The organism is Rhodobacter sp. SGA-6-6 (assembly GCF_011043545.1).
Taxonomy (GTDB): domain Bacteria; phylum Pseudomonadota; class Alphaproteobacteria; order Rhodobacterales; family Rhodobacteraceae; genus Pseudogemmobacter.
Genome location: NZ_JAAKGP010000014.1, coordinates 1 through 24,818, shown reverse-complemented (window position 1 = coordinate 24,818; position 24,818 = coordinate 1). Strand labels below are relative to the sequence as shown.

Annotated in this window: 24 protein-coding genes; 3 read left to right on the top strand and 21 right to left on the bottom strand. The window is 70.4% G+C overall.

Annotated features, from left to right (window positions below; all coding sequences use genetic code 11):
- Position 1 precedes the first annotated feature (1 nt).
- Positions 2 to 1,762, bottom strand: a complete 1,761-nt coding sequence (locus G5B31_RS17950; RefSeq protein ID WP_165019591.1) for an ATP-binding protein — start codon at positions 1,760 to 1,762, stop codon at positions 2 to 4.
- A gap of 47 nt (positions 1,763 to 1,809) precedes the next feature.
- On the bottom strand, positions 1,810 to 2,478 hold the full coding sequence (purQ, locus tag G5B31_RS17945) for a phosphoribosylformylglycinamidine synthase subunit PurQ (protein ID WP_165019590.1): 669 nt from the start codon (positions 2,476 to 2,478) through the stop codon (positions 1,810 to 1,812).
- A gap of 183 nt (positions 2,479 to 2,661) precedes the next feature.
- Here purQ and G5B31_RS17940 point away from each other — a divergent pair, with 183 nt between their 5' ends.
- Positions 2,662 to 4,032 carry an FAD-binding oxidoreductase gene (locus tag G5B31_RS17940; protein WP_165019589.1) on the top strand — a complete coding sequence of 457 codons (1,371 nt, stop codon included), beginning with the start codon at positions 2,662 to 2,664 and terminating at the stop codon, positions 4,030 to 4,032.
- A gap of 322 nt (positions 4,033 to 4,354) precedes the next feature.
- On the opposite strand, the gene G5B31_RS17935 is transcribed toward G5B31_RS17940, so the two are convergent.
- From G5B31_RS17935 to G5B31_RS21265, 19 genes are all read right to left on the bottom strand, one after another.
- Positions 4,355 to 4,516, bottom strand: coding sequence for a DUF3563 family protein (locus G5B31_RS17935; RefSeq protein ID WP_165019588.1), 162 nt, complete (start codon positions 4,514 to 4,516; stop codon positions 4,355 to 4,357).
- Positions 4,517 to 4,722: 206 nt separating this feature from the next.
- Entirely contained in the window at positions 4,723 to 6,366 is a 1,644-nt protein-coding gene (gene recN, locus G5B31_RS17930) for a DNA repair protein RecN (protein ID WP_165019587.1), read from the bottom strand.
- Between the two features lie 33 nt (positions 6,367 to 6,399).
- Positions 6,400 to 7,215: an outer membrane protein assembly factor BamD gene (locus G5B31_RS17925; RefSeq protein WP_165019651.1), complete on the bottom strand. Its 816-nt coding sequence runs from the start codon at positions 7,213 to 7,215 to the stop codon at positions 6,400 to 6,402.
- Between the two features lie 300 nt (positions 7,216 to 7,515).
- Positions 7,516 to 8,460 (bottom strand): UDP-3-O-acyl-N-acetylglucosamine deacetylase, encoded by a 945-nt coding sequence (gene lpxC, locus G5B31_RS17920; RefSeq protein ID WP_165019586.1) that lies wholly within the window; start codon positions 8,458 to 8,460, stop codon positions 7,516 to 7,518.
- 207 nt (positions 8,461 to 8,667) lie between these two features.
- Positions 8,668 to 10,347, bottom strand: a complete 1,680-nt coding sequence (gene ftsZ / locus G5B31_RS17915; RefSeq protein WP_165019585.1) for a cell division protein FtsZ — start codon at positions 10,345 to 10,347, stop codon at positions 8,668 to 8,670.
- Positions 10,348 to 10,541: 194 nt separating this feature from the next.
- Positions 10,542 to 11,876 (bottom strand): cell division protein FtsA, encoded by a 1,335-nt coding sequence (ftsA, locus tag G5B31_RS17910; protein WP_165019584.1) that lies wholly within the window; start codon positions 11,874 to 11,876, stop codon positions 10,542 to 10,544.
- Positions 11,873 to 12,778 (bottom strand): cell division protein FtsQ/DivIB, encoded by a 906-nt coding sequence (locus G5B31_RS17905; RefSeq protein ID WP_165019583.1) that lies wholly within the window; start codon positions 12,776 to 12,778, stop codon positions 11,873 to 11,875. Before G5B31_RS17905 ends, ftsA begins: the two co-directional genes overlap by 4 nt.
- Positions 12,766 to 13,686 carry a D-alanine--D-alanine ligase gene (locus G5B31_RS17900; RefSeq protein WP_205912006.1) on the bottom strand — a complete coding sequence of 307 codons (921 nt, stop codon included), beginning with the start codon at positions 13,684 to 13,686 and terminating at the stop codon, positions 12,766 to 12,768. The genes G5B31_RS17905 and G5B31_RS17900 overlap by 13 nt, the downstream gene beginning before the upstream one ends.
- Before the next feature lie 27 nt (positions 13,687 to 13,713).
- Positions 13,714 to 14,634, bottom strand: coding sequence for a UDP-N-acetylmuramate dehydrogenase (gene murB, locus G5B31_RS17895; RefSeq protein ID WP_165019650.1), 921 nt, complete (start codon positions 14,632 to 14,634; stop codon positions 13,714 to 13,716).
- Positions 14,635 to 14,912: 278 nt separating this feature from the next.
- Positions 14,913 to 15,155: a DUF2484 family protein gene (locus G5B31_RS17890; RefSeq protein WP_165019581.1), complete on the bottom strand. Its 243-nt coding sequence runs from the start codon at positions 15,153 to 15,155 to the stop codon at positions 14,913 to 14,915.
- Between the two features lie 55 nt (positions 15,156 to 15,210).
- On the bottom strand, positions 15,211 to 15,546 hold the full coding sequence (locus G5B31_RS17885) for a hypothetical protein (RefSeq protein WP_165019580.1): 336 nt from the start codon (positions 15,544 to 15,546) through the stop codon (positions 15,211 to 15,213).
- 4 nt (positions 15,547 to 15,550) lie between these two features.
- Positions 15,551 to 16,975 (bottom strand): UDP-N-acetylmuramate--L-alanine ligase, encoded by a 1,425-nt coding sequence (gene murC / locus G5B31_RS17880; protein WP_165019579.1) that lies wholly within the window; start codon positions 16,973 to 16,975, stop codon positions 15,551 to 15,553.
- Positions 16,972 to 18,066 (bottom strand): UDP-N-acetylglucosamine--N-acetylmuramyl-(pentapeptide) pyrophosphoryl-undecaprenol N-acetylglucosamine transferase, encoded by a 1,095-nt coding sequence (locus tag G5B31_RS17875; RefSeq protein ID WP_165019578.1) that lies wholly within the window; start codon positions 18,064 to 18,066, stop codon positions 16,972 to 16,974. Before G5B31_RS17875 ends, murC begins: the two co-directional genes overlap by 4 nt.
- Complete coding sequence (gene ftsW / locus G5B31_RS17870) at positions 18,067 to 19,233, bottom strand: putative lipid II flippase FtsW (protein WP_165019577.1); 1,167 nt, start codon at positions 19,231 to 19,233, stop codon at positions 18,067 to 18,069.
- 88 nt (positions 19,234 to 19,321) lie between these two features.
- Positions 19,322 to 19,831, bottom strand: coding sequence for a methylated-DNA--[protein]-cysteine S-methyltransferase (locus tag G5B31_RS17865; protein WP_165019576.1), 510 nt, complete (start codon positions 19,829 to 19,831; stop codon positions 19,322 to 19,324).
- A gap of 191 nt (positions 19,832 to 20,022) precedes the next feature.
- On the bottom strand, positions 20,023 to 21,423 hold the full coding sequence (gene murD, locus G5B31_RS17860) for a UDP-N-acetylmuramoyl-L-alanine--D-glutamate ligase (protein WP_165019575.1): 1,401 nt from the start codon (positions 21,421 to 21,423) through the stop codon (positions 20,023 to 20,025).
- 73 nt (positions 21,424 to 21,496) lie between these two features.
- Positions 21,497 to 22,315, bottom strand: a complete 819-nt coding sequence (locus tag G5B31_RS17855; protein WP_346763933.1) for a lysophospholipid acyltransferase family protein — start codon at positions 22,313 to 22,315, stop codon at positions 21,497 to 21,499.
- A complete protein-coding gene (locus G5B31_RS17850) occupies positions 22,312 to 23,094 on the bottom strand; it encodes a GNAT family N-acetyltransferase (RefSeq protein ID WP_165019574.1) in 783 nt (260 codons plus the stop codon). Before G5B31_RS17850 ends, G5B31_RS17855 begins: the two co-directional genes overlap by 4 nt.
- Before the next feature lie 161 nt (positions 23,095 to 23,255).
- Positions 23,256 to 23,429, bottom strand: coding sequence for a DUF3553 domain-containing protein (locus G5B31_RS21265; protein ID WP_346763932.1), 174 nt, complete (start codon positions 23,427 to 23,429; stop codon positions 23,256 to 23,258).
- Between the two features lie 30 nt (positions 23,430 to 23,459).
- Between G5B31_RS21265 and G5B31_RS17840 the strand changes: the two genes are divergently transcribed.
- Both G5B31_RS17840 and G5B31_RS17835 read left to right on the top strand, forming a co-directional pair.
- Entirely contained in the window at positions 23,460 to 24,056 is a 597-nt protein-coding gene (locus tag G5B31_RS17840) for a histidine phosphotransferase family protein (protein ID WP_165019572.1), read from the top strand.
- 391 nt (positions 24,057 to 24,447) lie between these two features.
- The gene (locus G5B31_RS17835) at positions 24,448 to 24,801 is read left to right on the top strand and encodes a cupin domain-containing protein (protein WP_165019571.1); all 354 of its coding nucleotides are present in this window, start codon (positions 24,448 to 24,450) and stop codon (positions 24,799 to 24,801) included.
- The last annotated feature ends 17 nt before the right edge of the window (positions 24,802 to 24,818 follow it).

Sequence of the window (24,818 nt, the reverse complement as noted above, 5' to 3'; positions counted from 1 at the left end):
CTTATTCCGCTGCTTCCTGTTCGCGTCCGAGGATGGGAAGCTGCATCTCGAACACCGCCCCCCCTTCCTCGACGTTGCGGGCGGTCAGGCGACCGCCCAGATCGGCGACGATCCCGGACGAGATCGCCAACCCCAGCCCGACGCCCTCGCCGGGTTTCTTGGTGGTGTAGAAAGGCTCGAAGATATTGCCCAGGTCGTTGATGCCATGGCCGTTGTCGCGCACCGACAGCGTGGCGGTCTCGCCCGCCGCCAAGAGCAGGTCGATCTGCGGCGAGGGCGTGTCCTTGGTGGCGTCCAGCGCATTGCGCAGGAGGTTGATGATCACCTGTTCGAGCCTTATGCGGTCGGCCATCACCATCACCGGCTGGCGCGGCAGGGCGCGCGAGATCTTGACAACGCGGGCCTTGAGTTGCGGTTCCATCATCGCCAGCGCCGAGGAGATGCAGGCGCGAAGGTCAACCGGCTCAAAGGCTTCGCCGCCCTTCCTTGCGTAGGACTTCAATTGCCGGGTGATCGCGCCCATCCGCTCGATCAGGTCGTCGATGCGCTGGAAGCTGGACAGCGCCTCCTCGGGCCGGCGGCGTTGCAGCAGCAGCCGCGCCCCGGCCAGATAGGTCTTCATCGCCGCCAGCGGCTGGTTCAGCTCGTGGCTGACGGCGGCCGACATCTCGCCGAGCGCGGCCAGCTTGGAGGATTGCGCCAGCGTCTGCTCGGCGACCTCCAGGTCCTTCTGCACCTTCTCGCGCTCGGCGATCTCGCGTTGCAGCCGGGCGTTCAGCATCCGCAGTTCCGCCGATTCCCGCTGGAACCCGACGGAGCGCGACCAGGCGCGGCGGCTGAGGACGTAGAAGGTGATGGCCATCAGGATGGCGAAGCCCATGATCTCCAGCGCCAGGATGCCGTTCACCTTCTCGCGCACGGAATCGTAGGCGGTGAAGGTGAAGATGCGCCAGCCGCGGAAGGGAACGCGGGCCTCGGTCCGCATCACCGCCTCGCCGTGGACATAGGCGTCGGGCGGCGATTGCGCCCAGTCGGTGGTGGCCGACAGCGCCCGCTGGATCGCCGAGGGCGGGTCGCGCGCCTCCAGCGCCTGCGCCATCGGCTGGCCGCGCCAGACCGGCTCGGTCGCCAGGATCACCGTGCCCTCGCTGTCGGTGACCAGAACCGCGTCCTGCAACCCGGCCCAGGCCCGTTCGTATTTCATCAGGTCGACCGAGACCACGATCACCCCCAGCACCTTGCCGTCGGCGCGCAGCGCCCGGGAATAGCTGAAGTCGTAGCCGCCCGCCTCGCGCCGCGAAGCGGTGAAGATGGTGTCCTTGGCCCGCTGCGCATCGACGAAGGCGGCGTCGTTGCGGTGCGAGGTGCCAAGCAGGTTGCGGTTGGTGGCGCCCACCACCCGGCCGTCGCCGTCCAGCAGCTGGATCGAGGCCACGGCGATTTCCGATTGCAGCGCGATCAGCTTGGCCGAGGTGCGGGAATACTGCCCGTCCTTCAGCGCCGACAGCAGGTCGGGGTCGCGGGCCAGCAGCAGGGGAACAACCGAGGTCCGTTGCAGTTCAGACACCAGGTTGCCGGTGTAGAGCGCCAGCCGCACCTCGGCCCGATTGCGGGTGGTGTCGGTGAAGCGGTCGGACAGCCAGCGGTTGGTGGTCAGCACGACGCCGACGGCCAGAAGGATCAGCAGCCCCACGGCCAGCTTGACCCGCCAGGGCAGGCCCTGATGGGTGTCGTCCAGCGGCTGGTCGGGGCTGTGGGTCATGGCGCCGAGATTAGGCCCGCGCCCGTGCTGCCTCAAGGCAGGCCCCCTCAGGCCAGCGCCATCCCGCCCATCAATGCGGCGAAGATCGCCGCCCCGTCGGTCGATCCGTGCAGCGCCTCGGCCGCACGTTCGGGATGCGGCATCATGCCGAGGACGCGGCGGTTTTCCGACAGCACCCCGGCGATGTCGCCCATCGAGCCGTTGGGGTTCTGCGCATAGGCGAAGGCCACCCGGTCCTGGTCCTGCAAGCGTTTCAGCCCGTCCGCGTCGATGGTATAATTGCCGTCGTGATGGGCGATCGGGATGCGGATCTCCTGCCCCTTCGCGTAGCCGGAGGTGAAGGCCGACGCCGCGGTGGCGACCCGCAGGGTGACGGTCTTGCACAGGAACTTCAGGCTGGCGTTGCGCATCAGCGCCCCGGGCAGCAGGCCCATCTCGGTCAGCACCTGAAAGCCGTTGCAGATGCCGAGGACATGGCCGCCCTTCTGCGCATGGGCCTTCACCGCGGCGGAGATCGGCGATTGCGCGGCGATGGCGCCGCAGCGCAGGTAATCGCCGTAGGAAAAGCCGCCGGGGATGCCGACCACATCGGTGCCTTCGGGCAGGTCGCTGTCCTTGTGCCAGACCCGGGCGACCCGGAAGCCCGCGCGCTCGAAGGCGACGGCAAGGTCGCGGTCGCAGTTCGAGCCGGGGAAGGTGATGACGGCGGCTTTCATCGGCGACGCTCCTGTCGGCTGGGATGGCCGGGGCATAGCGCAAGGCCGCGGGTTCTGCCAGATGCGGCGGCGAGAGAACGCAAATTCCTTCAAAGGAATTTGGCAATTTTCTTCCAAGAAAATTGCGGCGCGGCGGTTTCGCCGGGGCTTCCCCGCCCCCGGCTTCTGCCCTAGCCTTCCGCCATGCTCAGCGACGCCGCTCTTGCCGACCTGCGCGCGCTCTTCGGCGCGCGATTCTCCACCGCCGCCGCGGTGCTGCAGGCCCATGCCCAAAGCGAAAGCCACGCCGCCGCGCCGCCGCCCTGGGCGGTGGTCTGGCCGGAGAAGACCGCCGAGGTCTCGCAGCTGGCCGTCCTGTCCGCCCGCCACGGCTTCCCTTTGATCGGCTGGGGCGCCGGCACCTCGCTGGAGGGCCATGCACTGGCGCCGCAGGGCGGGGTGACGGTGGATTTCACCCGGATGGACCGGCTGCTGGAGGTCCGCCCCGAGGACATGATCGCCGTGGTCCAGCCCGGCATCACCCGCGAGCGGCTGAACCAGGAGCTGCGGGCGACCGGCCTGTTCTTCCCGGTCGATCCCGGCGCCAATGCCACGCTGGGCGGCATGGCCTCCACCCGCGCCAGCGGCACCACCGCCGTGCGCTACGGCACCATGCGCGACAACGTGCTGGGGCTGGAGGTGGTGCTGGCCGACGGCGCGGTGATCCGCACCGGCTCCTCGGCGCCGAAAAGCTCGGCCGGCTACGACCTGACCGCGCTGATGGTGGGATCGGAGGGGACCTTGGGCCTGATCACCGAGCTGACCCTGCGGCTGCACGGCCAGCCCGAGGCGGTCTCGGCCGCCGCCTGCGGCTTCGCGCGGATGGCGGAGGCGGTGGAGTGCGTGATCGCCACCATCCAGGCCGGCCTGCCGATGGCGCGGATCGAGTTCCTGGACGAAGCCACGGTCGCCGCCTGCAACGCCTTTTCCGGCACCGATCTGGCGCTGCGGCCGCAGCTGCTGGTGGAATTCCACGGCTCCCCCGCCGGGGTGGCCGAACAGGCCGAGCGCTTCGGCGAGATCGCGTCCGGCTTCGGCGCGGTCGGCTTCCAGTGGGCGCGGGCGCAGGAGGAGCGGACGCGCCTCTGGGCGATGCGGCACGGCGCCTATCGGGCGATCCTGGCCTCGCGCCCCGGTTGCCGGGCCATCGTCACCGATGTCTGCGTGCCGATCTCGGCCCTGGCCGCGGCGGTGGAGGAGACCCGCGCCGACATCGCCGCCAGCGGCATCCCCGGGCCGATCCTCGGCCATGTCGGCGACGGCAATTTCCACGCCATCCTGCTGATCCGCGAGGGCGACGCGGCCGAGGCGGCGGCGGCCAAGGCGCTGGCGCAGCGGATGGCGGAGCGGGCGCTGCGGATGGGCGGCACCATCACCGGCGAGCATGGCGTCGGCTTCGGCAAGCGCGGGCTGATGGCGGCGGAACACGGCGCCGGCTGGCAGGTGATGGCCGCGGTCAAGCGGGCGCTGGACCCGGAGGGGCGGATGAACCCGGGGAAAGTGGTGCCGGATTGAGGTCAGGTGTGGCGGGGTGAACCCCGCCCTACAGGCGCCGTAGGGCGGGGATCTCCCCGCCATCCCCTTGCCTCGGGCGGGATCAGGCGAGGCACTGCCTCGCCCCCGCTCGTGCGCGGCATATCACCCGGAAACGCTGGCAGCCCAAGACCCCGAGAGGCCAGCGCCCGACCCGGCGGGCGAGAAGCGCCCGCCGAGGGCGGGGCGGGCGCTGGCCGGGCCTTGGAGGCCCGGCCGGGACAAGGGGAAGCGTTGCGTAGTGGCGAAGGCAATGGCCTTCGCCATGGAAAATACAGAGCGGCTGCGGGAACCGCCGCCGCCTTTACCAGGGCTGCGGCGCCTTGCCGATGCGGGCGAGGTCCAGCTGTCGCTGACGGCGCTCCAGGTCCACCAGCGAGGTGGATTCGGCCAGATAGCGCTCTTCCAGATCGGCGGCGGAGGGCATGCGGAGGTTGCGGAGGGCGGATTTCAGTCGGTCGAACATGGTCTTTTCTCTTTCTCTTGCCCGTCCGATATGGATGCTGCGGCGCAGCATCGGAAGCCCCGGCAGAGGGAAAGCCGTCCTGCGCCCGACGCATGGCTCCGGCACGGCGGGGTGAAACCCCGCCCTACGGTATTCCATGGCTCCTACGGGCGGACTCACTCGCCCCGCCGGCAGGGTGGATGTAGGGCGGGGTTCACCCCGCCGCCTCACGCCGCCAGCAGCGCCCTTGCGGCGGCCCGGGCCGCCTCGGTCACGGTGTCGCCGGCCAGCATCCGCGCCAGTTCCTCGACCCGCTCCTCCTCGCCCAGGGACACCACCGTGGTCAGCGTCTGCCCCTTCGCCACCCGCTTCTCGACCCGCCAGTGATGCGCGCCCAGGGCGGCGACCTGCGGCGAATGGGTGACGACCAGCACCTGCGCGCCGGTCGCCAGCGCCTTCAGCCGGCGGCCGACCGCATCGGCGGTCGCCCCCCCTACCCCGCGGTCGATCTCGTCGAAGATCAGCGTCAGGCCGCTGGCCTGCCCGGTCAGGCAGACCTTCAGCGCCAGCAGGAAGCGCGACAGTTCCCCGCCCGAGGCGATGCGGTTCAGCGGGCCCGCCGGCGCGCCGGGGTTGGTGGCGACGGTGAAGGTGACGGCATCCATCCCCTCCGGCCCCGGCTCGCCCTCGGCGAGTTCGGTGACGAAGGCGGCGCGTTCCATCTTCAGCGGCGCCAGTTCCTTCGCCATCGCCTGGTCCAGCCGCCGCGCCGCCTTCTGCCGGCTGTCGCGCAAGGCGCGGGCGGCGGCGGCGTAGCCGGCCTCGGCCTCGGCCACCGCGCGGGACAGCTTCGCTAGCCCGGCCTCGCCGGCGTCCAGCGCCATGAGCCGCGTCCGCAGGTCCTCGGCCAGCCCGGCCAGATCGTCGGCGGCGACGGAATGCTTGCGGGCCAGCGCGCGGATGGCGAAGAGCCGTTCCTCCGCCGCCTCCAGATCGTGCGGGTTGAAGTCCAGCGCCTCCAGCGCCGCCTCCACCCCGGCTTGCGCCTCGGCCAGTTCGATGACCGCCCGCGACAGCGCCGCCAAGGGCTCGTCCAGCCGCCCCTCCGCCCGGTCGGCGGCGCCCTCCAGCCAGCGGGCGGCGTCGCGCATCCGGCCCTCGGCGCCCTCCTCCGACAGCGCGGCGGCGGCGCGGGCGATGTCCTCGCGGATGCGGGCGGCGCCCTGCATCAGCCGGCGCCTCGCGTCCAACTCGCCCTCCTCGCCCGGCTTCGGGGCCAGCTTGTCCAGCTCGGCCACCGCATGGCGCAGGAAATCTTCTTCCGTCTTCGCCCGGGCGATCGCCGCCTCGGCGGCGAAAAGCGCATCGCGGGCGGCGCGCTGCGCGGCCCAGGCGGCGCGGACCGGCGCAAGGTCCAGCCCGGCGAAGGCATCCAGCAGCTGCCGATGGCCGCGCGGGTTCAGCAAGCCGTGGTCGTCGTGCTGGCCGTGCAACTCCACCAGCAGGTCGGAGAGGTCGCGCAGCACCTCGCCCCCCACCCTTCGGTCGTTGACGAAGGCGGTCTTGCGTCCGTCGGCGGTGGTGACGCGGCGCAGGATCAGCTCCTCCTCCGCCGCGATCCCGGCCTCCTCCAGCACGGAGCGGGCCGGATGCCCCGGCGTCAGCGCGAAAACCGCCGTCACCTCGCCCTTCTCGGCGCCCTGGCGCACGATGTCGGCCCTTCCCCGCCATCCCAGCACGAAGCCCAGCGAATCCAGCAGGATCGACTTGCCCGCCCCGGTCTCGCCGGTCAGCACGTTGAGGCCCGGCCCCAACTCCAGCGCCAGCCGGTCGATGATCAGCAGGTCGCGGATCTCAAGCGAAAGCAGCATCGGAGCGCCGGACGGGCAGGCTGCCCATCCCCCTTACAACCATTCGCCGCGGATCATCTGGCGGTAGATCGCCGACAGCCAGTTGTCGCCCTTGGCCTCGGGCTGAAGGCCCTTGCCCTTCAGCAGCCGGAAGGCATCGTCGTAGAAGGGCGAGGACTGGTAATTGTAGCCCAGGATCGCCGCCGCCGTCTGCGCCTCGGCCTCGAAGCCGAGCGCGAGGTAGCATTCCACCAGCCGCATCAGCGCCTCGGCGGTGTGGGTGGTGGTCTGGAAGTCCTGCACCACGGTGCGGAAGCGGTTGATCGCCGCGGTATAATGCTTGCGCTTCAGGTAGTAGCGGCCGATCTCCATCTCCTTGGCCGCCAGATGGTCGAAGGCCAGGTCGAATTTCAGGATCGCCGACTGGGCATATTCGCTGTCGGGGTATTTCTCGATCACGTCGCGCAGCGATTTCAGCGCCTGGAAGGTCAGGCCCTGGTCGCGGCCGACATCCTCGATCTGGTCGTAGTAGCTGAGCGCCATGAGGTATTGCGCATAGGCCGCATCCTCGTCGCCCGGGTAGAGGTCGAGATAGCGCTGCGCGGCCATCCGCGCCTCTTCGTATTTCTTCGACTTGTGCAGCGCGAAGGTCTGCATGATCAGGGCGCGCTTGGCGAACTGGGTGTAGGGATAAAGCCGCTCCACCTCCTGGAAGTAGCGCAGCGCCTCGTCGGGCTTGCGGCCCGATTCCAGCGCCAGCTCGCCCTGGCGATAGATTTCCTCGGCGGTGTAGTTCTCCAGCGGCACGTCCTTGTTGCCGCCGCCGCCGCAGGCCGAAAGCAGCAGAACCAGCGCAAGGGAAGGGGCAATCGTCCGCCCGCCGCGCCCTTCGCCCGTTTGCCCGCCTGCCGTCTTGCGCAATTCCAAACCTGTCTTCCTTGTCCGGCTGCCCGGCCGCCGCGGGGGAACGCCCCGCCGCCGACCGTCATCGGCGCCGTGTTTGGCCCCGTCCTAGCACAGAAAATCCGGCTGCGCAAAACGCCTTTGTCGCAGGACGGGCTTCCGTGGCAGGTGGGGAAAACCTCCGCTCCTCATCGGTCTTCGACCGCCCGTCGCGATGGTCCGACGAGCGGTCGAAGACCGACGAGGAGGCTTCGGGAGAAAGGGGAATCAGGCCGCGACGCGGCGGCGCGACGGCAGGTCGCCGCGGTGGACGCCGACGCCGGGCAGCTTGCCGCCGACGTTGTCGCCGACCGACACCAGCCGGAAGGCCGTCGGGTCGGCGAACAGCGCCCGCAGCAGCCGGTTGGTCATCGCATGGCCGGCGCGGATGCCGGTGTAGCGGCCGAGGATCGGCCCGCCCGCCAGCGCCAGGTCGCCGAGCGCGTCCAGCATCTTGTGCCGCACGGGTTCGTCGCGGTGGCGCAGGCCGCCGGGGCTGACCACGCGGTCGCCGTCGAAGACCACCGCATTGTCCAGCGTGCCGCCGAGCGCCAGCCCGTTCGCCCGCATCGCATCCACGTCCGACTGGCGGCAGAAGGTGCGGCTGTCCGACAGCTCGCGCACGAAGGCGCCGTTGGACATGTTCAGCCGGCGCTCCTGCCGGCCGATGGCGCCCTCGGCGAAGTCGATGCGGAAGTCGATCTCCAGCATGTCCGACGGCTCCAGCCGCGCAACCGCCTCGCCCTCGCGCACCTCGACCGGCTTCAGCACCCGGATGGCGCGGACGGGGGCATCCTGCTGCACCAGACCCCGGGCGATGAAGGCGGCGACGAAGGGCTCGGCCGAACCGTCGAGGATCGGGACCTCGGGGCCGTCGATCTCGATCAGCGCGTTGTGGATGGCGCTGCCGGCCAGGGCGGCCATCAGATGCTCGATGGTGGAGACCGAGACGCCGTCGGCATTCTCGACCACGGTGCACAGCCGCGAGGGGGTGACGGCGGACCAGATCGCCCGCACCATCGGGTCGCGGCCCGACTCGTCGCCGTCCACATCGCTGCGGCGGAACCAGATGCCGTAATCGGCCGAAGCCGGGCGCAGGGTCATGCGCACGGGCTTTCCGGTGTGAAGACCCACGCCGGTGAAGCTGACCGCGGATTTCAACGTGTTCTGCACGTTTCCAGACCTCTGTTGCCTCTCCGACCGGAAAAGACCCGCAGGCCCCCCGATCAGGTTAAGGGTTAGGTAATCAACCGGGGCGGAATGCTCAACTCACCTTTTGCAACGGTTTGTGACAGCAGGCGTCACAATTGCAATTCCTTGATCCGTAAAGAAAAAGGCCCGGTTTCCCGGGCCCTTTCGGCATGTCTTGCGACGGCTTCTTCAGTTCGCCTGACGGCGCAGGAAGGCCGGAATCTCGATCCGGTTGTCGTCCCCGGACGGGTCGGGCTCTTCGTCGTAGGCGGCGACCGGCGGCTGCACCCGGCCGGCCTGCGGCTGGACGCGGTCGCCCGCGGATTCCAGATGGCCGGCCATGCGGTTGATCAGCGAGCCGATGCCGAAGCGGGGCTTGGCGCCCGCGGCGGAAGGCTGCGGCGAGGCCGGCTGCGGGGCCGCGGCACGTTGCGCCGCCGGGCGCTGCGCGGTCATCGCCGGGTTCTTCGACACCGCCGCCTGCAGCCGGGCCAGGGCCTCGGGCGAGGGCTGGCCGGCGAGGCCGCGCGGACGCGGGGCGACGAAATCGCCGGCATCGGCCTCGATCGCCTGCGGCGTCGGCCGGGCCATGGCGGCGGGGGCCTGCGCGGCGGGCTGCGGCCGGTAGACCGGCGGCGGCAGGTCGTGCTCCAGCACCTCTTCCGGCTCGGGCTGCGGCTGGAAGGCAGGGGCCTCGAACAGGTCGGGCTCCTCGGCCTGCATCACCGGCTCCGGCTGCGGCGCGGGGGCCACGGCGGCGGGCGGCGGCACATAAGCCGGGCGCGGCGCCGGGGCGGCGGCCACCGGAGCCGGCTCGCGGCGCGGTTCCGGCGCGGTGTTCAGCGTCAGCGGCGAGGCCATCGAGCGGCGGGCCACCGGCACCTCGGGCTTCAGCTGGGCCGAGGCGTCGATGCCGGTCGCCACCACGGATACCCGGATGCGGCCTTCCATCGTGGTGTCCAGCGTGGAGCCGACGATGATGTTGGCCTCGGGGTCCACCTTCTCGCGGATGATGTTGGCGGCCTCGTCCAACTCGAACAGGGTCAGGTCGTAGCCGCCGGTGATGTTGATCAGCACTCCCTTGGCGCCGTTCAGGCTGATCTCGTCCAGCAGCGGGTTGGCGATGGCCTTCTCGGCGGCTTCCACGGCGCGGTTGTCGCCGTCGGATTCGCCGGTGCCCATCATCGCCTTGCCCATCTCGTCCATCACCGCGCGGACATCGGCGAAGTCGAGGTTGATCAGGCCCGGCCGCACCATCAGGTCGGTCACGCCCTTGACGCCCTGGTAGAGCACGTCGTCGGCCATGGCGAAGGCTTCGGTGAAGGTGGTCTTCTCGTTGGCCAGCCGGAACAGGTTCTGGTTCGGGATGATGATCAGCGTGTCCACGACCTTCTGGAGGGCTTCGACGCCCTCCTCGGCCTGGCGCATCCGCTTGCCGCCCTCGAACTGGAAGGGCTTGGTCACCACGCCGACGGTCAGCACCCCCAGCTCGCGCGCGGCCTGCGCGATGATGGGCGCGGCGCCGGTGCCGGTGCCGCCGCCCATGCCGGCGGTGATGAAGCACATATGCGCCCCGGCCAGGTGGTCGACGATCTCCTCGATGGTCTCCTCGGCGGCGGCGGCGCCGACGGTCGGGCGGGCCCCTGCCCCCAGGCCCTCGGTCACCTTGACGCCCATCTGGATGCGCGCGCTGGCCTTCGACTGCTGCAGCGCCTGCGCGTCAGTGTTCGCCACCACGAACTCCACGCCCTCAAGCTGCTGGTCGATCATGTTGTTGACGGCGTTGCCGCCCGCGCCGCCCACGCCGAAGACGGTGATGCGCGGCTTCAGCTCTTCGCGCTGGTTGGTCATCGTCAGATTGAGTGCCATTGGGTCCGCCTGTCCGTTTCTTATGCCGCATCCACCATTCCGGGGGCCTGTCCCTGCCCCGGAATGCGCCAATTGCCCGCGACTCTAGCCAGTCCGGGCCTGAACGTCACGAAAAAAACACGCATTCCCCACAAAATATGGGGGAACACGGGCCTCGATAGGCGGGATTTCGCGCCTGCCGCAGGATGTAGGGGTTACCAGTTGTCCTTGAACCATTTCAGGGCCCTTTTCAGAGAACGGGCGGGATAGCGTTCGGCGGGAATCTCGAAATCCCACCATTCGTCCTGCGGATGCGCCGCGAAGAGGCAAAGGCCCACGCCCGAGCTGAAGGCCGGGCCGGTGGCCGCATGGGGCAGGCCCTGCACCCGCAGCGGGCGGCCGAGGCGCACCCGCTGGCCGAGGATGCGGCTGGCCAGCCCGTCCAGCCCCGGAATCTGGCTCGCCCCGCCGGTCAGCACGATCTGCTGGCTGGGCAGGTGGTCGAAGCCCGCCGCGTCCAGCACGGCGCGGGTTTCCTCCAGGATTTCCTCGACCCGCGGGCGCATGATGCCGATCAGCTCGGTGCGGCTGATCTGACGCCGGTCCTTCTCCCAGTCGCCGGAGTCGCCGCCGATCTCGATCATCTCGCGGTCGTCCATGCCGGTGGCGTGCAGCCCGCCGTGGCGGGTCTTGATCCGCTCGGCGGTGGAGAAGGGAATCTGCAGGCCCTTGGAGATGTCGGAGGTGACGTGATCGCCGCCCATGCGCACCGCATCGGCATAGATCATGTGCTTCTTCATGAAGACGGAAATCCCGGTGGTGCCGCCGCCCATGTCGATGCAGGCGGCGCCGAGTTCCTGTTCGTCCTCGACCAGCGAGGAGATGCCGGAGACATAGGCCGAGGAGGCGATGCCGGCCAGTTCCAGGTCGCAGCGCTTGATGCAGTAAAGCAGGTTCTGGATTGACGCGCCCTCGACCGACAGCAGGTGCATGTCGCAGGCCAGCTTGTTGCCGATCTGGCCGCGCGGATCGCCAAGGCCGGTGCGGTGGTCCAGCGCGAAGTTGACCGGCTGGGCGTGCAGCACCTCGCGCCCCGGGCCGAGGTCGGGCACGTCGCAAGCGGCCAGCACCCGGGCCACGTCCTGTTCGGTCACCACCCGGTCGGCCAGGTCCCATTCGCCGGCCAGGCCATAGCTGCGCGGCTCCGCCCCCGAGAAGCAGGCGATGACATGGTCGACCCGGACATTCGCCATCTTCTGCGCCGCCTGCACCGCGGTGCGGATCGCGCGCTCGGTCTCGTTCATCACCGCGATCTCGCCGAAGCGGACGCCGCGGCTTCGGGTGGTGGCCGCGCCGATGATGCGGAACTGCGACTGGCCGGCCATCGGGCCGACGCCGTCGGCCTCGTTCAGGCGGCTGTCGCCGTCGAAGCGCAGGATCAGGCAGGCGATCTTGGACGAGCCCACGTCCAGGATGGCGATGACGCCGCGCTGCATGGCGGCCCGGCGCATGTTCCGCATGGCGCGTTGCGATTGGTAGAGGTCGGTCACAGCTCGGTCTCCATGGGGTCGAGGCCCTGCGTGCGGCGCAGGGCGTTCATGGCGAAGGGGGTCAGGCGAAGGGTCGGGCGCGCATCGTTGCGCAGGTCTATGGCAAGCAGGTCACGGGCGAGGATCTCCTGCGCGTGGTCCAGCGCCAGCAGGCGCTCCAGCGCGCGGACCGGGTCCTCGGCCGGCAGGAGGATGCGCTGGTCGCGGTCCAGCACGATGTCCCAGCGGCGGTCGCCCATGCGGACGAGGCCGCGGATGCGCGGCACCAGCGGCCCGGCGGCGGCGATCAGCTCCAGCGCCTCGGCGGCGGCGAGGTCGGCGCCCTCGCCCGCCAGCAGCGGCAGGTCGGGCCGGTCGGTGCGGGCGTGCAGGCCGGCGACACGGTGGCCGGTGTCGTCGATCAGCGTCAGCCCGTCCTCGGTGCGCCAGACCGCGACCGGGGTGCGTTCCGTGACCAGCACCTGAAGCACCCCGCCCGAGCGCACCCGCAGTTCCGCCGATTTCACCGCGTCCAGCCCCTCGACGCGGGCGCGGGCGGCTTCCAGGTCCAGGTCGAAGCTGGATTGCGGCAGGTTCAGGTCCAGCCGGGCGCGGACGGCTTCGGCCAGGTCGTCCGAGCAGCCCTCGATCGAGGCCAGCGAGACGCGGAATTCCGGGCGGTTCTCGAATTTCTCGCGGATGTCGGTGAAGATACCGACCACCCCGGCGCGGCGGCCCTCGTCGGCGAGGTAGAGCCCGGTCACCGCCAGCAGGGCGAAGGTCGGCAGGCCGACGCGCAGCAGCGCCCGCAGGTAGGGCGTCAGCATCACCCGCTGCATCCGGTAGGCCCACCGGCTGGGCGCCGGGTCGCGGCGCAAGACCGGCTCGTGGCCGGACCGTCGGGGGGCGGTCAGCGGTTGCATGAGGCGTCCCTCACCAGCCAGTCGCAGAGGTGCGCGAAGGAGATGCCGTGGTGCGCCGCCTGTTCCGGCGCCAGCGAGGTCGGCGTCATCCCGGGCTGGGTGTTGGTCTCCAGAAGCACGATCCCGGCGACGCCGCGGCTGTCGTCCCACCGCATGTCGGTGCGCGAAAGCCCCCGGCAGCCGAGCGCCCGGTGCGCGCGCAGCGCATAGTCGAGGCAGGCCGCCGTCACCTCCTCGGGCATGTTCGCGGGCAGTTGATGCCGGCTGCCCCCCGGCTTGTATTTCGCATCGTAATCATACCAGCCGTCGGTGATGATGTCGGTCACCGCCAGCGCCCGGTCGCCCATCACGGCGATGGAAAGCTCGCGCCCCGGGGCATAGGTCTCGACCAGCACCTCGGCCGGCATGGTCTCGGCCAGCCGCGGCGCGTTCGAGCCGGGGCGGACGATGTAGACCCCGACCGAGGAGCCCTCGTTGTTCGGCTTCACCACATAGGGCGGCGGCAGGACGTGGCCCTGCTCCACCACTTCCCGCGCGGCGATCACGCCCTCCACCACCGGCAGGCCGGCGGCGCGATAGGCTTCCTTGGCCCGGCTCTTGTCCATGGCCAGCGCCGAGGCCAGCACGCCGGAATGGGTGTAGGGGATGCCCAGCCATTCCAGGATGCCCTGCACGCAGCCATCCTCGCCCCAGCGGCCGTGCAGCGCGTTGAAGACGACGTCGGGTTTCAGTTCAACAAGCCGTGAGACGAGGTCGCGGCCGGCATCGACCTCGACCACCTCCGTATATCCAGCCTCGCGCAGGGCCTTTGCGCATTCCAGCCCGGAGGAGAGGGATACCTCACGCTCCGCGGACATGCCGCCTTTCAGAACCGCCACGCGGGGAAATCTGCCCGATCCCGCCGCCATTTACTGCCTCACGGGGCTTTTGCCCCTTTATTTGTCAGCGCGTTCTCCGACGCGCATGATTTCCCACTCTAACGTGATCCCACTGTTTTGGAAAACCTTTTTTCTCACCTCCTCGCCCAGATCCTCCAGATCGGCGGCGCTCGCCCCATCGGCGTTGATCAGGAAGTTGGAATGCATCGGCGACATCTGCGCCCCGCCCCTTCTGGCGCCGCGCATCCCGGCCTCGTCGATCACCTTCCAGGCCTTCAGCTCGTGGGTGTCGTCGGCCCGGCCGGTGCTGCTGCGGCCGAGCGGGTTGCGGAAGGTGGAGCCGGCGGAGCGGTCCCTGGTCGGCTGGCTGGCGTCGCGCTTGGCCAGCTGCTCCTCCATCCGCGCCGCCAGTTCGGCGGGGTCGCCTTCGGGCGCGCGGAAGCTGGCCGAGACCACCACCGCGCCCTCCGGCAGGTCGGACTGGCGGTAGCGCAAGGCCAGCGCCTGCGCGGGCAGGGTCTCGACGGTGCCCTGCCGGGTGACGATGCGGACCTCGTGGAGAAAATCGGCGACGTAATGGCCGTAGCAGCCGGCGTTCATCCGCACCGCCCCGCCGATGGAGCCGGGGATGGTGCGCAGGAAGGTCAGGTCGCGCCCGGCCTCAGCCGCCTTGCGGGCGACATGGGCGTCCAGCGCGGCGGCGCCGGCGGTGACGGTCCCGCCCGCCACCGCGATGCCGTTGAAGCCGCGGCCCAGCCGGATCACCACCGCCCGGATGCCGCCGTCGCGCACGATCAGGTTGGAGCCGACGCCCATCGGAAAGACCGGAATGGCGGGGTCGAGCGCGGCAAGGAACGCCGCCAGATCGTCCTCGTCCGCCGGCTGGAACAGCCAGTCAGCCGGCCCGCCGACGCGCAGCCAGGTCAGGTCGGAGAGCGGCCGGTTCGGGGTCAGGGTGCCGCGGGGGGTGGGGAGCATGGTCATGCCCGGTTGGTAGCCGGGCAGCCAGACTCTGGCAATGGTCAGCGGAAGGGCCGGGCGGGAACAGGCGAGGCACTGCCTCGCCCCCGCCCGTGCGTGGCGGATCAACCGAAGACGGTGACGGCACGAGACCACGAGAGGCCAGCGCCCGACCGGGCGGGCGAGAAGCGCCCGCCGAGGGGCGGGCGGGCGCTGGCCGGGCCTTGAGGGCCCGGCCTGACAAGGGGAAGCGGTGCGCTGTGGCGAAGGCGATGGCCTTCGCCAGTGCAGGTGTCCTACGTATTGCTCCTGATCCGCCGCCACAGATGCACCAGCGGCCAGCGCAAGAGGCTCGCCCCGGCGGCGAGGAAGGCCATGCCCAGGAACGGCCCGGCGACCCAGGTCAGCCAGCCGAGCACCGGGATGCCCACGGCGATCAGCCCGTAGGCCGCGCGCCAGTGCTGGTCGCGCGAGGGCAGCATGGCGATCAGGTTGGCGGCGATCAGCCAGAGGCAGGCGGCACCCATGGCCAGCATCATCGCGCGCCCCTTTCGCCGGGGGCCTTCGGGCGAAGGATCGGGCCGGTCGCCATGGCTACAGTTCCGCCAGGCAGAAGGCGGAAAGGCTGGCCGCGTAGAGGCCCGACAGCACCAGCCCGACGCGCCGGTCCAGCGCGGTCAGGATGCCGAGCAGCGCCCCCGCGCCCGGCCCGAAGACCAGCGCCAGCGCGACCAGCATCTCGCCCAGTCCGGCCAGATAGGAGCCGGTGGCGATCGTGGCGAGATGCCAGAACCAGCCCGCCGCGGCGGCGATCGCCACCGGCAGCGCTATGGCCGGCAGCTTCCGCCCCCGGACCCAGGCCGCATGGGTGACCCAGCCGCAAAACGCGCCCGCGACCAGCAGGCCAAGGAGAATGCCGATCAGCTCCATCCGCTCAGGCGGCCCGGCCGATCAGCTTGCCCGGCAGCGCATTGGCCCAGGCGCTGATGGTGCCGGCGCCGAGGCAGACGAAGATGTCGCCCGGGCGGGCCTGTTCGCGGAAGAGCCGCGCGAGGTCGGCCTCGTCCAGGCAGGCGCGGGCGTGGCGGTGGCCGTGGGCGATCAGGCCCGCCACAAGATCGTCGCGGGTGGCGCCGGGAATCGGCTCCTCGCCGGCGGCGTAGACATCGGCGATGGCGACGACATCGGCCTCGTTGAAGCAGGTGCAGAAGTCGTCGAACAGGTTCGACAGCCGGCTGAAGCGGTGCGGCTGGTGGACCGCGATCACCCGCGCGCCGGGGGTGTTGGAGATCGCCTGCCGGGCAGCCTTCAGCACCGCGGCGATTTCCACCGGGTGGTGGCCGTAATCGTCGATGATGGTGGTGCCGTTGACCTCGGCCACCTTGGTGAAGCGGCGGTTGACCCCGGCGAAGCCGGCCAGGGCCTCGCGGATCTCCTCCTTCTTCATGCCCAGGTGGCGGGCGACGGCGACGGCGGACAGCGCGTTGGAGACGTTGTGGTTGCCCGGCATCGGCAGGGTGCAGCCCTCGATCTTCGAGTCCTCGCCCTCATTCTGGAGAAGGATGTCGAAGCGCGAGGTGGCGCCGTCGAAGGTCAGGTTCACCGCCCGCACATCGGCCTGGGCGTTGAAGCCGAAGGTGACGACCCGGCGGTCGGTGACGCGGCCGACCAGGGCCTGCACCTCGGGGTGGTCGGTGCAGCAGACCGCGAGACCGTAGAAGGGGATGTTGGAGACGAAATCGTAGAAGCCCTTGCGCAAGGCGTCGATATTGCCCCAGTGCTCCATGTGCTCGGGGTCGATGTTGGTCACGATGGCGATGGTGGCGGGCAGGCGGTTGAAGCTGCCGTCCGATTCATCGGCCTCGACCACCATCCACTCCCCTGCCCCGGCCCGGGCGTTCGATCCATAGGCATGGATCACGCCGCCGTTGATCACCGTCGGGTCGAAGCCGCCCTTGTCCAAGAGCGTCGCCACCATGGTGGTGGTGGTGGTCTTGCCATGGGTGCCGGCCACGGCGATGTTCGACCGCAGCCGCATCAGCTCCGCCAGCATCTCGGCGCGGCGCACCACCGGCAGCTTGCGGCGGCGGGCTTCCTCCAGCTCCGGGTTGCCCTTCTTGATCGCCGAGGAGATGACGACCACGGCCGCCTCGCCGATGTTCTCGGCCCTTTGACCCTCGAAGAACTGCGCCCCTAAGCGCACCAGCCGGTCGGTGATCTTCGACGCCTTGGCATCCGACCCCTGCACCCGGTAGCCCAAGGTGATCAGCACCTCGGCGATGCCCGACATGCCGATGCCGCCGATGCCGACGAAATGGATGGGCCCCAGCTCCAGCGGCAGTTTGGTGGCGGCGTTCATGTCGGGTCTCCTGCCAACTCTTCAACGAGGGCGACGAGGCGGGCGGTGGCGTCGGGCTTGCCCTCGGAAAGGGCGTTGCGCGCCATGGTCTCGGCGGCGTCGGGATTGCCGAGGATCGCGGCGATGTGGCCTGCCAGCGTGGCGGCGTCAAGCAGCTTTTCCGGGATCACCACCGCGGCCTGCGCCTCGGCCAGCCCGCGGGCGTTGGCTGCCTGGTGGTCGCCGGTAGCGGCGGCATAGGGGATCAGGATCGACGGGCGGCCGATGACGGAGATGTCGGCGACCGAGGAGGCGCCGGAGCGGGAGATCACCAGTTGCGCCTCGGAGAGCCTGCGGGGAATGTCGGGGAAGAAGGGGGCGATCTCGACGCGGACGCCCGCGGCCTCGTAGGCGGCGGCGGCGCGGGCGGCATCCTCGTCGCGGGCCTGATGGGCGATGCGGAGGTTCGCGAGCAAGGGCTCGGGCAACTGCGCCACGGCGGCGGGGACCACATCGGACAGGATGCGGGCGCCCTGCGAGCCGCCGATCACCACCATCGACATCGGATAGTCGCCCGGCGGAATATAGGGTGCCGCGGCGCGTTCCAGCACGGCGGCGCGGACCGGGTTGCCGGTCGGCGCGCCCTCCACCCCCTGCGGAAGGGCGGCGGGCCAGGTGCCGCAGGCCACCCGGTCGACGCGCGGCGCGAAGATCTGGTTCACCCGGCCGAGGACGCCGTTCTGCTCATGGATCATCCGCGGCCGCCGCAGCACCCAGGCGGCGGTCAGCGCCGGGATCGACGGGTAGCCGCCGAAACCCACCACCACCGCCGGGCGGTCGGCGACTTGCGACCAGATCGCCTTCAGCACCCCGCCGGCGATGCGGAACGGCACCGCCAGCTTCGCCGCGACCCCGCCGCGGGCGAAGGTGGCGGAGGCGGTCTTCTCGATCCTCACCGCCTCGGGGAAGCCGCCGGCATAGCGCGCGCCGCGCTCGTCGGTGGACAGCTTCACCCTCCAGCCGCGGGCCAGCATCGACTCGGCCAGCGCCTGCGCCGGGAACATGTGCCCGCCGGTGCCGCCCGCCGCGATGAGGAGAAGCTTTGCCGCCATCTACCGCCCGCTCCGCCGGAACACGTCGGACATGCGATCGCGCGGCCGGGTCCGGGTCATCGCCAGCAGGGCGCCCACGGTGATGCCGGCGGCGATCAGCGAGGACCCGCCGTAGGAGATGAAGGGCAAGGTCATGCCCTTGGCCGGCAGCAGCCGCACCGCCACGCCCATGTTGATCATCGCCTGCACCCCGAAGACGCAGGCAAGGCCGGCGCCGGCCAGCCGGGTGAAGGGATCGCGCTCCGCCATCAGCCGGATCAGCGAGCGGACGACGATGACGCCGAACAGCGCGAGGATGAGGAGGACGAGGATCAGCCCGTATTCCTCGGCCGCCACCGCGATGATGAAATCGGTATGGGCATCGGGCAGCGACCATTTCACCTGCCCCTCGCCGACGCCGACGCCGAAGAAGCCGCCCTCCTGGATGGCGTTGGTGGCATAGCCGAGCTGGGTGCGCGGATCGACGTCGGGGGCGAGGAAACCGTCGATCCGGCGGGCGAAGTGTTCCGATGCGCCATAGGCGAGGACGCCGCCGCCGGCGACCAGCCCGGCGATGAAAAGGATCAGCACCATCGGCGCCCCGGCGACGAAATAGATCACCCCCCAGGCGAAAAGGATCAGCGCCGACTGGCCGAAGTCCGGCTGCATGGCGAGGAAACCGACCACGGTGCAGAGGATGCCGAAGGACAGGAGCTTGCCCGGAGGCCCGCCGACCTGCTGGCTGGCGGCCATCAGCCAGGCGGTGACGACGACGAAGGCGGGCTTCAGGAACTCGGAGGGTTGCAGCGAGAAGCCGCCGATCGACAGCCAGCGGATGGCGCCCTTGCCGTGGTCCTCGCCTACGAAGGGCAGCGCCACGATCAGCACCATGGCGAAGAGGAAGCCGATCACGCCGAGGCGGCGGACGGTCTCGGGCGACATCATCGAGACGGCGATCATGGTGGCGAGCCCCATGCCGCCGAACAGCGCCTGTTTCTGGACGTAGTAGAAGGGTTCCAGCCCGTTCCGGCTGGCCAGCGGCACCGAGGCGGCGAGGCCGAGCAAGAGGCCGATGCCGAACAGCATGAAGATCGACGACAGCGTCCATTTGTCGATAGTGCGCCACCAGCGCGGAAGCACCGGCTCCGTGACCGGAACAGGACTGGAGCCATAGACCATCTCAGTCATGGGGATGCCGCCTCGATTTTACTGCCTCTGGCCCGGATGTTCCCCCCGGGCTCTGGGGCGGAAGTCTAGCGGCAATCGGGCCGTCTGGCTAGGGCGAATGCTGGCCGAAGGCTTCCGCCTCGTGCCGCAGGAGCCAGTCCTTGCGGTGCAGCCCGCCGCCGTAGCCGGTCAGGCTGCCGCCGCTGCCGGTCAGCCGGTGGCAGGGGACGAGGATCGAGATCAGGTTGGCCCCGTTGGCGGCGCCGACCGCCCGCGCCGCCTCGGGCCGGCCGAGGCGGCGGGCGAGGCCGGCATAGGTCTCGGTCCGGCCGGCGGGAATGGTCCGCAGCGCCTGCCAGACCGATTGCCGGAAGGCCGGGCCGGGCTGCGAAAGCGGCAGGTCGAAGGCGGCGCTGGTCCCGGCGAAATAGGCCGCCAGCCGGCGGCGCAGCGCGCGATGCACCGCCGTCTCTCCGGCCGCGATCTCTCCCCATGCGGCCAGCCGCTTCCGCCCCATCGCCAACCGCCGGCCCTCGTCCCAGTCGAGGAAATGCAGCGCCGCCTCCCCGGCCACCGCCAGCATCGGCCCCAAGGGCGTATCGATCCAGCTTTCTTTCACCGAAGTCCCCCTCCCTCGCCCTTGGGGGCATTCTGCCCCCAAACCCCCTGAGGATATTTATCGTCCAGAAAGAGGAGAAGACCCTCTCCTCTTTCTGGAGACAAATATCCCCGCCGGAGGCACGCCCGAGCCGGTTGCGCGCTTGCGCGCAGAGGCGAGACGAAAGGCTTGCGGCGAAGCCGCGCAATATATTACCCGGCCAGGGCCTTCACCCTCGCGGTGAAATCCTCGCCGCGTTTCTCGAAGTTCGGGTATTGATCGAAGCTCGCCGCCGCCGGGGCCAGCAGCACCACCTCGCCCGGCTGCGCCTCTGCCGCCGCGCGGGCGACGGCGCGGTCCATCGTCTCGCAGATCTCGTGCGGGGTGGCGCCGATCTGCAGGGCGAAGTCGCGGGCGGAATGGCCGATCAGATAGGCCTTCACCACCGAGCCGAGGAAGGGGTGCAAGGCGGCGATGCCGCCCTCCTTGCCCATGCCGCCGGCGATCCAGCGGATCTTCGGGAAGGCCTGCAGGGCCTTGGCGGCACTGTCGACATTGGTGGCCTTGCTGTCGTTGACGAAGCGCACCCCGTCCTTCTCGGCCACCAGCTGGCTGCGGTGGGGGAGGCCGGCGAAGCTGTGCAGCGCCCCCTCGATCAGCTTCGGCGCCAGGCCGAGGGCGCGGGCGGCGGCATAGGCGGCGCAGGCGTTCTGGTGGTTGTGGGCGCCGGGCAGGCCCCTGACCCCGCGCAGGTCGATCGAGGCCAGCTGCCGGCCCTTGCGCCATTCCGCCAGGAACCCCTTGCGGGCGAAGACCGACCAGCCGAAACCCTCCAGCTTCTGCCCCGAGGAGATGCGGATCACCCGGTCGTCGCCCGGCCCCTGCCCCAGCTGGTTCGCCAGGAACCGCCCCTCCACCTCGTCCACGCCGATCACCGCGCGGTCCGGCCCGCCCTCGGCGAAGAGCCGGCGCTTGGCGGCGAAATAGCCGCCGGGGCCGTCGTGGCGGTCGAGGTGGTCGGGCGAGAGGTTGGTGAAGACCGCCACGTCGGGGGTCAGCGCCCGCGCCAGCTCGGTCTGGTAGCTGGACAGCTCCAGCACCACCACCTCGCCGTCCTGGGCCGGGTCGATGGAAAGGACGCCCTTGCCGATGTTGCCGGCCATCTGGGTCGGGCGGCCGGCCACCTGCAGGATGTGGTGGATCAGCGCCGTGGTGGTGGACTTGCCGTTCGAGCCGGTGACGGCGACGGCGCGCGGGGCGGTGTCGAAGGACTCCCAGCCGGCGGTGGCCCAGCTCTGGAAAAAGAGGCCGATGTCGTTGTCCACCGGCACCCCCGCCTCCAGCGCGCGGGCGATCACCGGATGCGGCGCGGGATAGAGATGCGGGATGCCGGGGCTGGCGATCAGCGCCGCGACGCCCTCGAAGGCGGCGTTGCGGGTCAGGTCGGTCAGCACATGGCCCTCGGCTTCCGCCTTCGCCCGCGCCTCGGGGCTGTCGTCCCAGAGCAGCGGCTCCGCCCCCCCGGCCCGCAGCGCCGCCGCGGTGGCGAGGCCCGAGCGGCCGAGGCCGAGCACGGCGACCTTCGCGCCCCTGTAGCCGGTGACCGGGATCATGCTGTTCCCCCCTGAATGTGCGGCAAGGGATAGGGGAGGCCGGGGAAGGCCGCAAGGGGCTCCTCCGGCCGGATCACTCCACCGCCAGCGGGTGGCTGGTGCGGATCACCCGCTCGCAATGCGCGGCCAGGGCCTTGCGGTCCTCGAACCCGTCCACCGGCACCTCGGGGTGGAAGGTGATCTCGACCCGGCCGTGGCGGGGCGCGGCCAGCATCTTCCACAGGTGGCCGGCGAAATCCATCTCGCCCCACCAGCCGTAGAAGCGCGGGTCCTCGCCCTCGGGCGCGTGGTAGACCACCGTCACCGGCTGGATGAACAGCACCCGGTCGAGGCCATGGGTGAAGAAAGCCTGGAACAGCGAGGACTTGAACGGCAGCACCCGGATCGCGTCGGTGCTGGTGCCCTCGGGGAAGAACAGCAGGCGGTGGCCCTGCCGCAGCCGCGCCTCGAAGATGTCCTGCTGCACCTTCGCCTCCACCCCCCGGCGGCGGATGAAGACGGTGCCGGTGGCGCGGGCCAGCCAGCCGATGCCGGGCCAGCCCGAGACCTCGGCCTTCGCCACGAAATACACCCGGTCGCAGGCGTTCAGGGTGAAGATGTCCAGCCAGGAGGAATGGTTGGCCACCACCGCCCCCTTCTGCGCCATCGGCCGGCCATGGACCACCCGGGCCAGCCCGAGGATGGCGCAATTGGCGCGGCAGACGAACTGGGTGATATGCGGCGTTACCGGCCGGGCGGGGCCGCAGAGCGGACGTTCCACCAGCCGGGCCAGCAGCAGCAGGATAAGGCAGCCATAGGTCACCACCGACATCGCCGCGCCGCGCCAGAGCACCCGCAGCCAGCCGAAGGGGCCGGCGCGGACCTGCGGCAGCGGGGCGTCCTGCCAGCTCACGCCTGGCCCTGCTTGCGGATGTAGAAGTCGCGGTGGCGGGCCGACATCCGGCCGGTGTCCATCACCAGGCAGACATCGGTGGTGTTGAACTCATGGTCGATCCAGGCGCCGTCGCCGACGAAGCCGCCCAGCCGGAGGTAGGCCTTGATCAGCGCCGGCATCGCCGCCATCGCGCTGCCGCGGTCCAGCCTGTCGGCGGGGATGCGGATCATCTCGGCCCGCCCGGGCGGCAGGGCGCGGACCCGCATGTCGGGCGGCGCAAGATGGTGGTGGCCCAGCCAGGACAGCGGCTCGGCCAGCGCCTCGACATCGGTGCCGTGGAAGGAGGCGACGCCGAACAGCACCTCGATGCCGCGGTCCAGCACGTATTCGGCCAGCCCGTTCCAGAGATGGAACATCGAGGTGCCGCCGCGGTGATTGGCATCGACGCAGGAGCGGCCCAGTTCCAGCAGGCGCCGGCCCGAGCGGCGCAGCGGCGTCAGGTCGTATTCGGTCTCGGAATAGAACCGTCCCTCCGGCCCCAGCCGGTCGCCGGGCAGCAGCCGGTAGGCGCCGACGACATGGTCGCCCGAGGCCGGGTCCACCCGGTTGTCGATCAGGATCAGGTGGTCGGTCAGCGCGTCGAAGGCATCGGCCTCGATGCCGGCGGCGTGGTCGACCATCGGGCCATCCGCCCCCAGCTCCTGCACGAAGACGCGGTATCGCAGGCGCTGCGCGGCGCGCAGGTCGCAGGCGTCGCTTGCCAGCCGCAAGGTATAGGGTGTGTCTTCCGCCCGCATCCCGTCTGCCCGCCTTTGCCTGCCGGTCCGTCCGCGGCGGGTCCCTTGTTCCAGTCTGACTTAGCCGCGCCCCCCATGCAATGCAACCGAAGCGGCAGCGGGTGTTGCATCCGCTCCACCATCCACGGTTGCATTCGCAACAGCTTTACCCACTATGCGTGTCAGCTCTGGAAGTCGGGCAGAAGGGTCGCATGGCGCAGGTCGATCACTACCTTTCCGGCATGTTCGAAGTTCACCGTGGCGCGCGCGCCGATGACCGACTGCACCTGCCCCAGGCCCAAGTCCGGCCGCTCGGGGTGGCGCACCATCATGCCCGGCTCCAGCAGCGAATTCACCCTACCCCCTTCGGCACGAGGCCCCAAGACATGCAAGACAAGCCCGATCTCGCCGCCCTCATCGGTTCGCGGATCTGCCATGACCTTATCAGCCCGATCGGCGCCATCGGCAACGGGGTGGAGTTGCTGATGATGGACGGCGCGGCGAAGACGCCGGAACTGGCGCTGATCGCCGAAAGCGTGGCCAGCGCCAATGCCCGCATCCGCTTCTTCCGGGTGGCCTATGGCGCGGCGGGCGGCGGCCAGAGGATCGCAAGGGGCGAGGTGGCCGGGATCATCGCCGACATGACCCGGGGCGGACGGCTGCAGGTGGAATGGGTCAGCGAGGCCGACCTGCCGCGGCGCGAGGTGAAGCTGGCCTTCCTCTTGCTGCAATGCCTGGAGACGGCGATGGCCTATGGCGGCCGGGTGCGGATCGAGAAGGGCGAAGGCGGCTGGGTGATGCAGGCCGAGGCGCCGCGGCTGAAGATCGACCCGGCGCTGTGGGAGGTGCTGACCGAACGCCATGCCCCCGCCGAGATCGGCGCCGGCCAGGTGCATTTCGCCCTGGTGCCCGAGGAACTGCGGGCGCAGGGCCGGCGGCTGGTGGCGGAGTTGAAGGAGAACGCGATCCGGCTGGGGTTCTGAGGGGGGCGCGTAGTGGCGGCTAGCCTCCTGTGCACGACGCTCACCGATATGGCCGGGCGGGAACAGGCGAGGCACTGCCTCGCCCCCGCCCGTGCGCGACGGTTCACCCGGAGACGGTGGCAGTCCTGAACCCCGAGAGGCCAGCGCCCGACCCGGCGGGCGAGAAGCGCCCGCCGAGGGCGGGGCGGGCGCTGGCCGGGACTTATGGTCCCGGCCGGGACAAGGGGAAGCGTTGCGCTGTGGCGAAGGCACGCGCCTTCGCCAGATGACGCGCGCCAGTTTCCCCCTCCCCATGTCGCTGCCGGCCCAGCCGGAGGTCGCGGACGGCGGCGACGGGCCCTGCCCCGCGGCCGAGACTGCGGCCCGCAACTCCAAGGACAAGGACAGACCGATGCAGACCGTGATCAAGCTGCCGCCGACCGCCGGCCTCGAGCCCTCCACCGCCGACCTCGACGGCTGGGTCGTCACCGAGGGCAGCCCGAAGATGAAGACTTGGGTGCTGCACACCTCGGCCGCGGGCGACATGGCCTCGGGCATCTGGGAATGCACCGTGGGCAGCTACCACGCCACCTATACCGCCTATGAATATGTGGTGCTGATCGAGGGCCGGATCACCATCACCCCGGACGGCGGCACGCCGGTCACGGTGAAGGCGGGCGATGCCTTCGTGGTGGAGCCGACCTTCAAGGGCACCTGGAAGATCGAGGAGAACGTGCGCAAGCACTTCGACTTCCGGCTGAAGTGACGCCAGCCGCGAGGGGG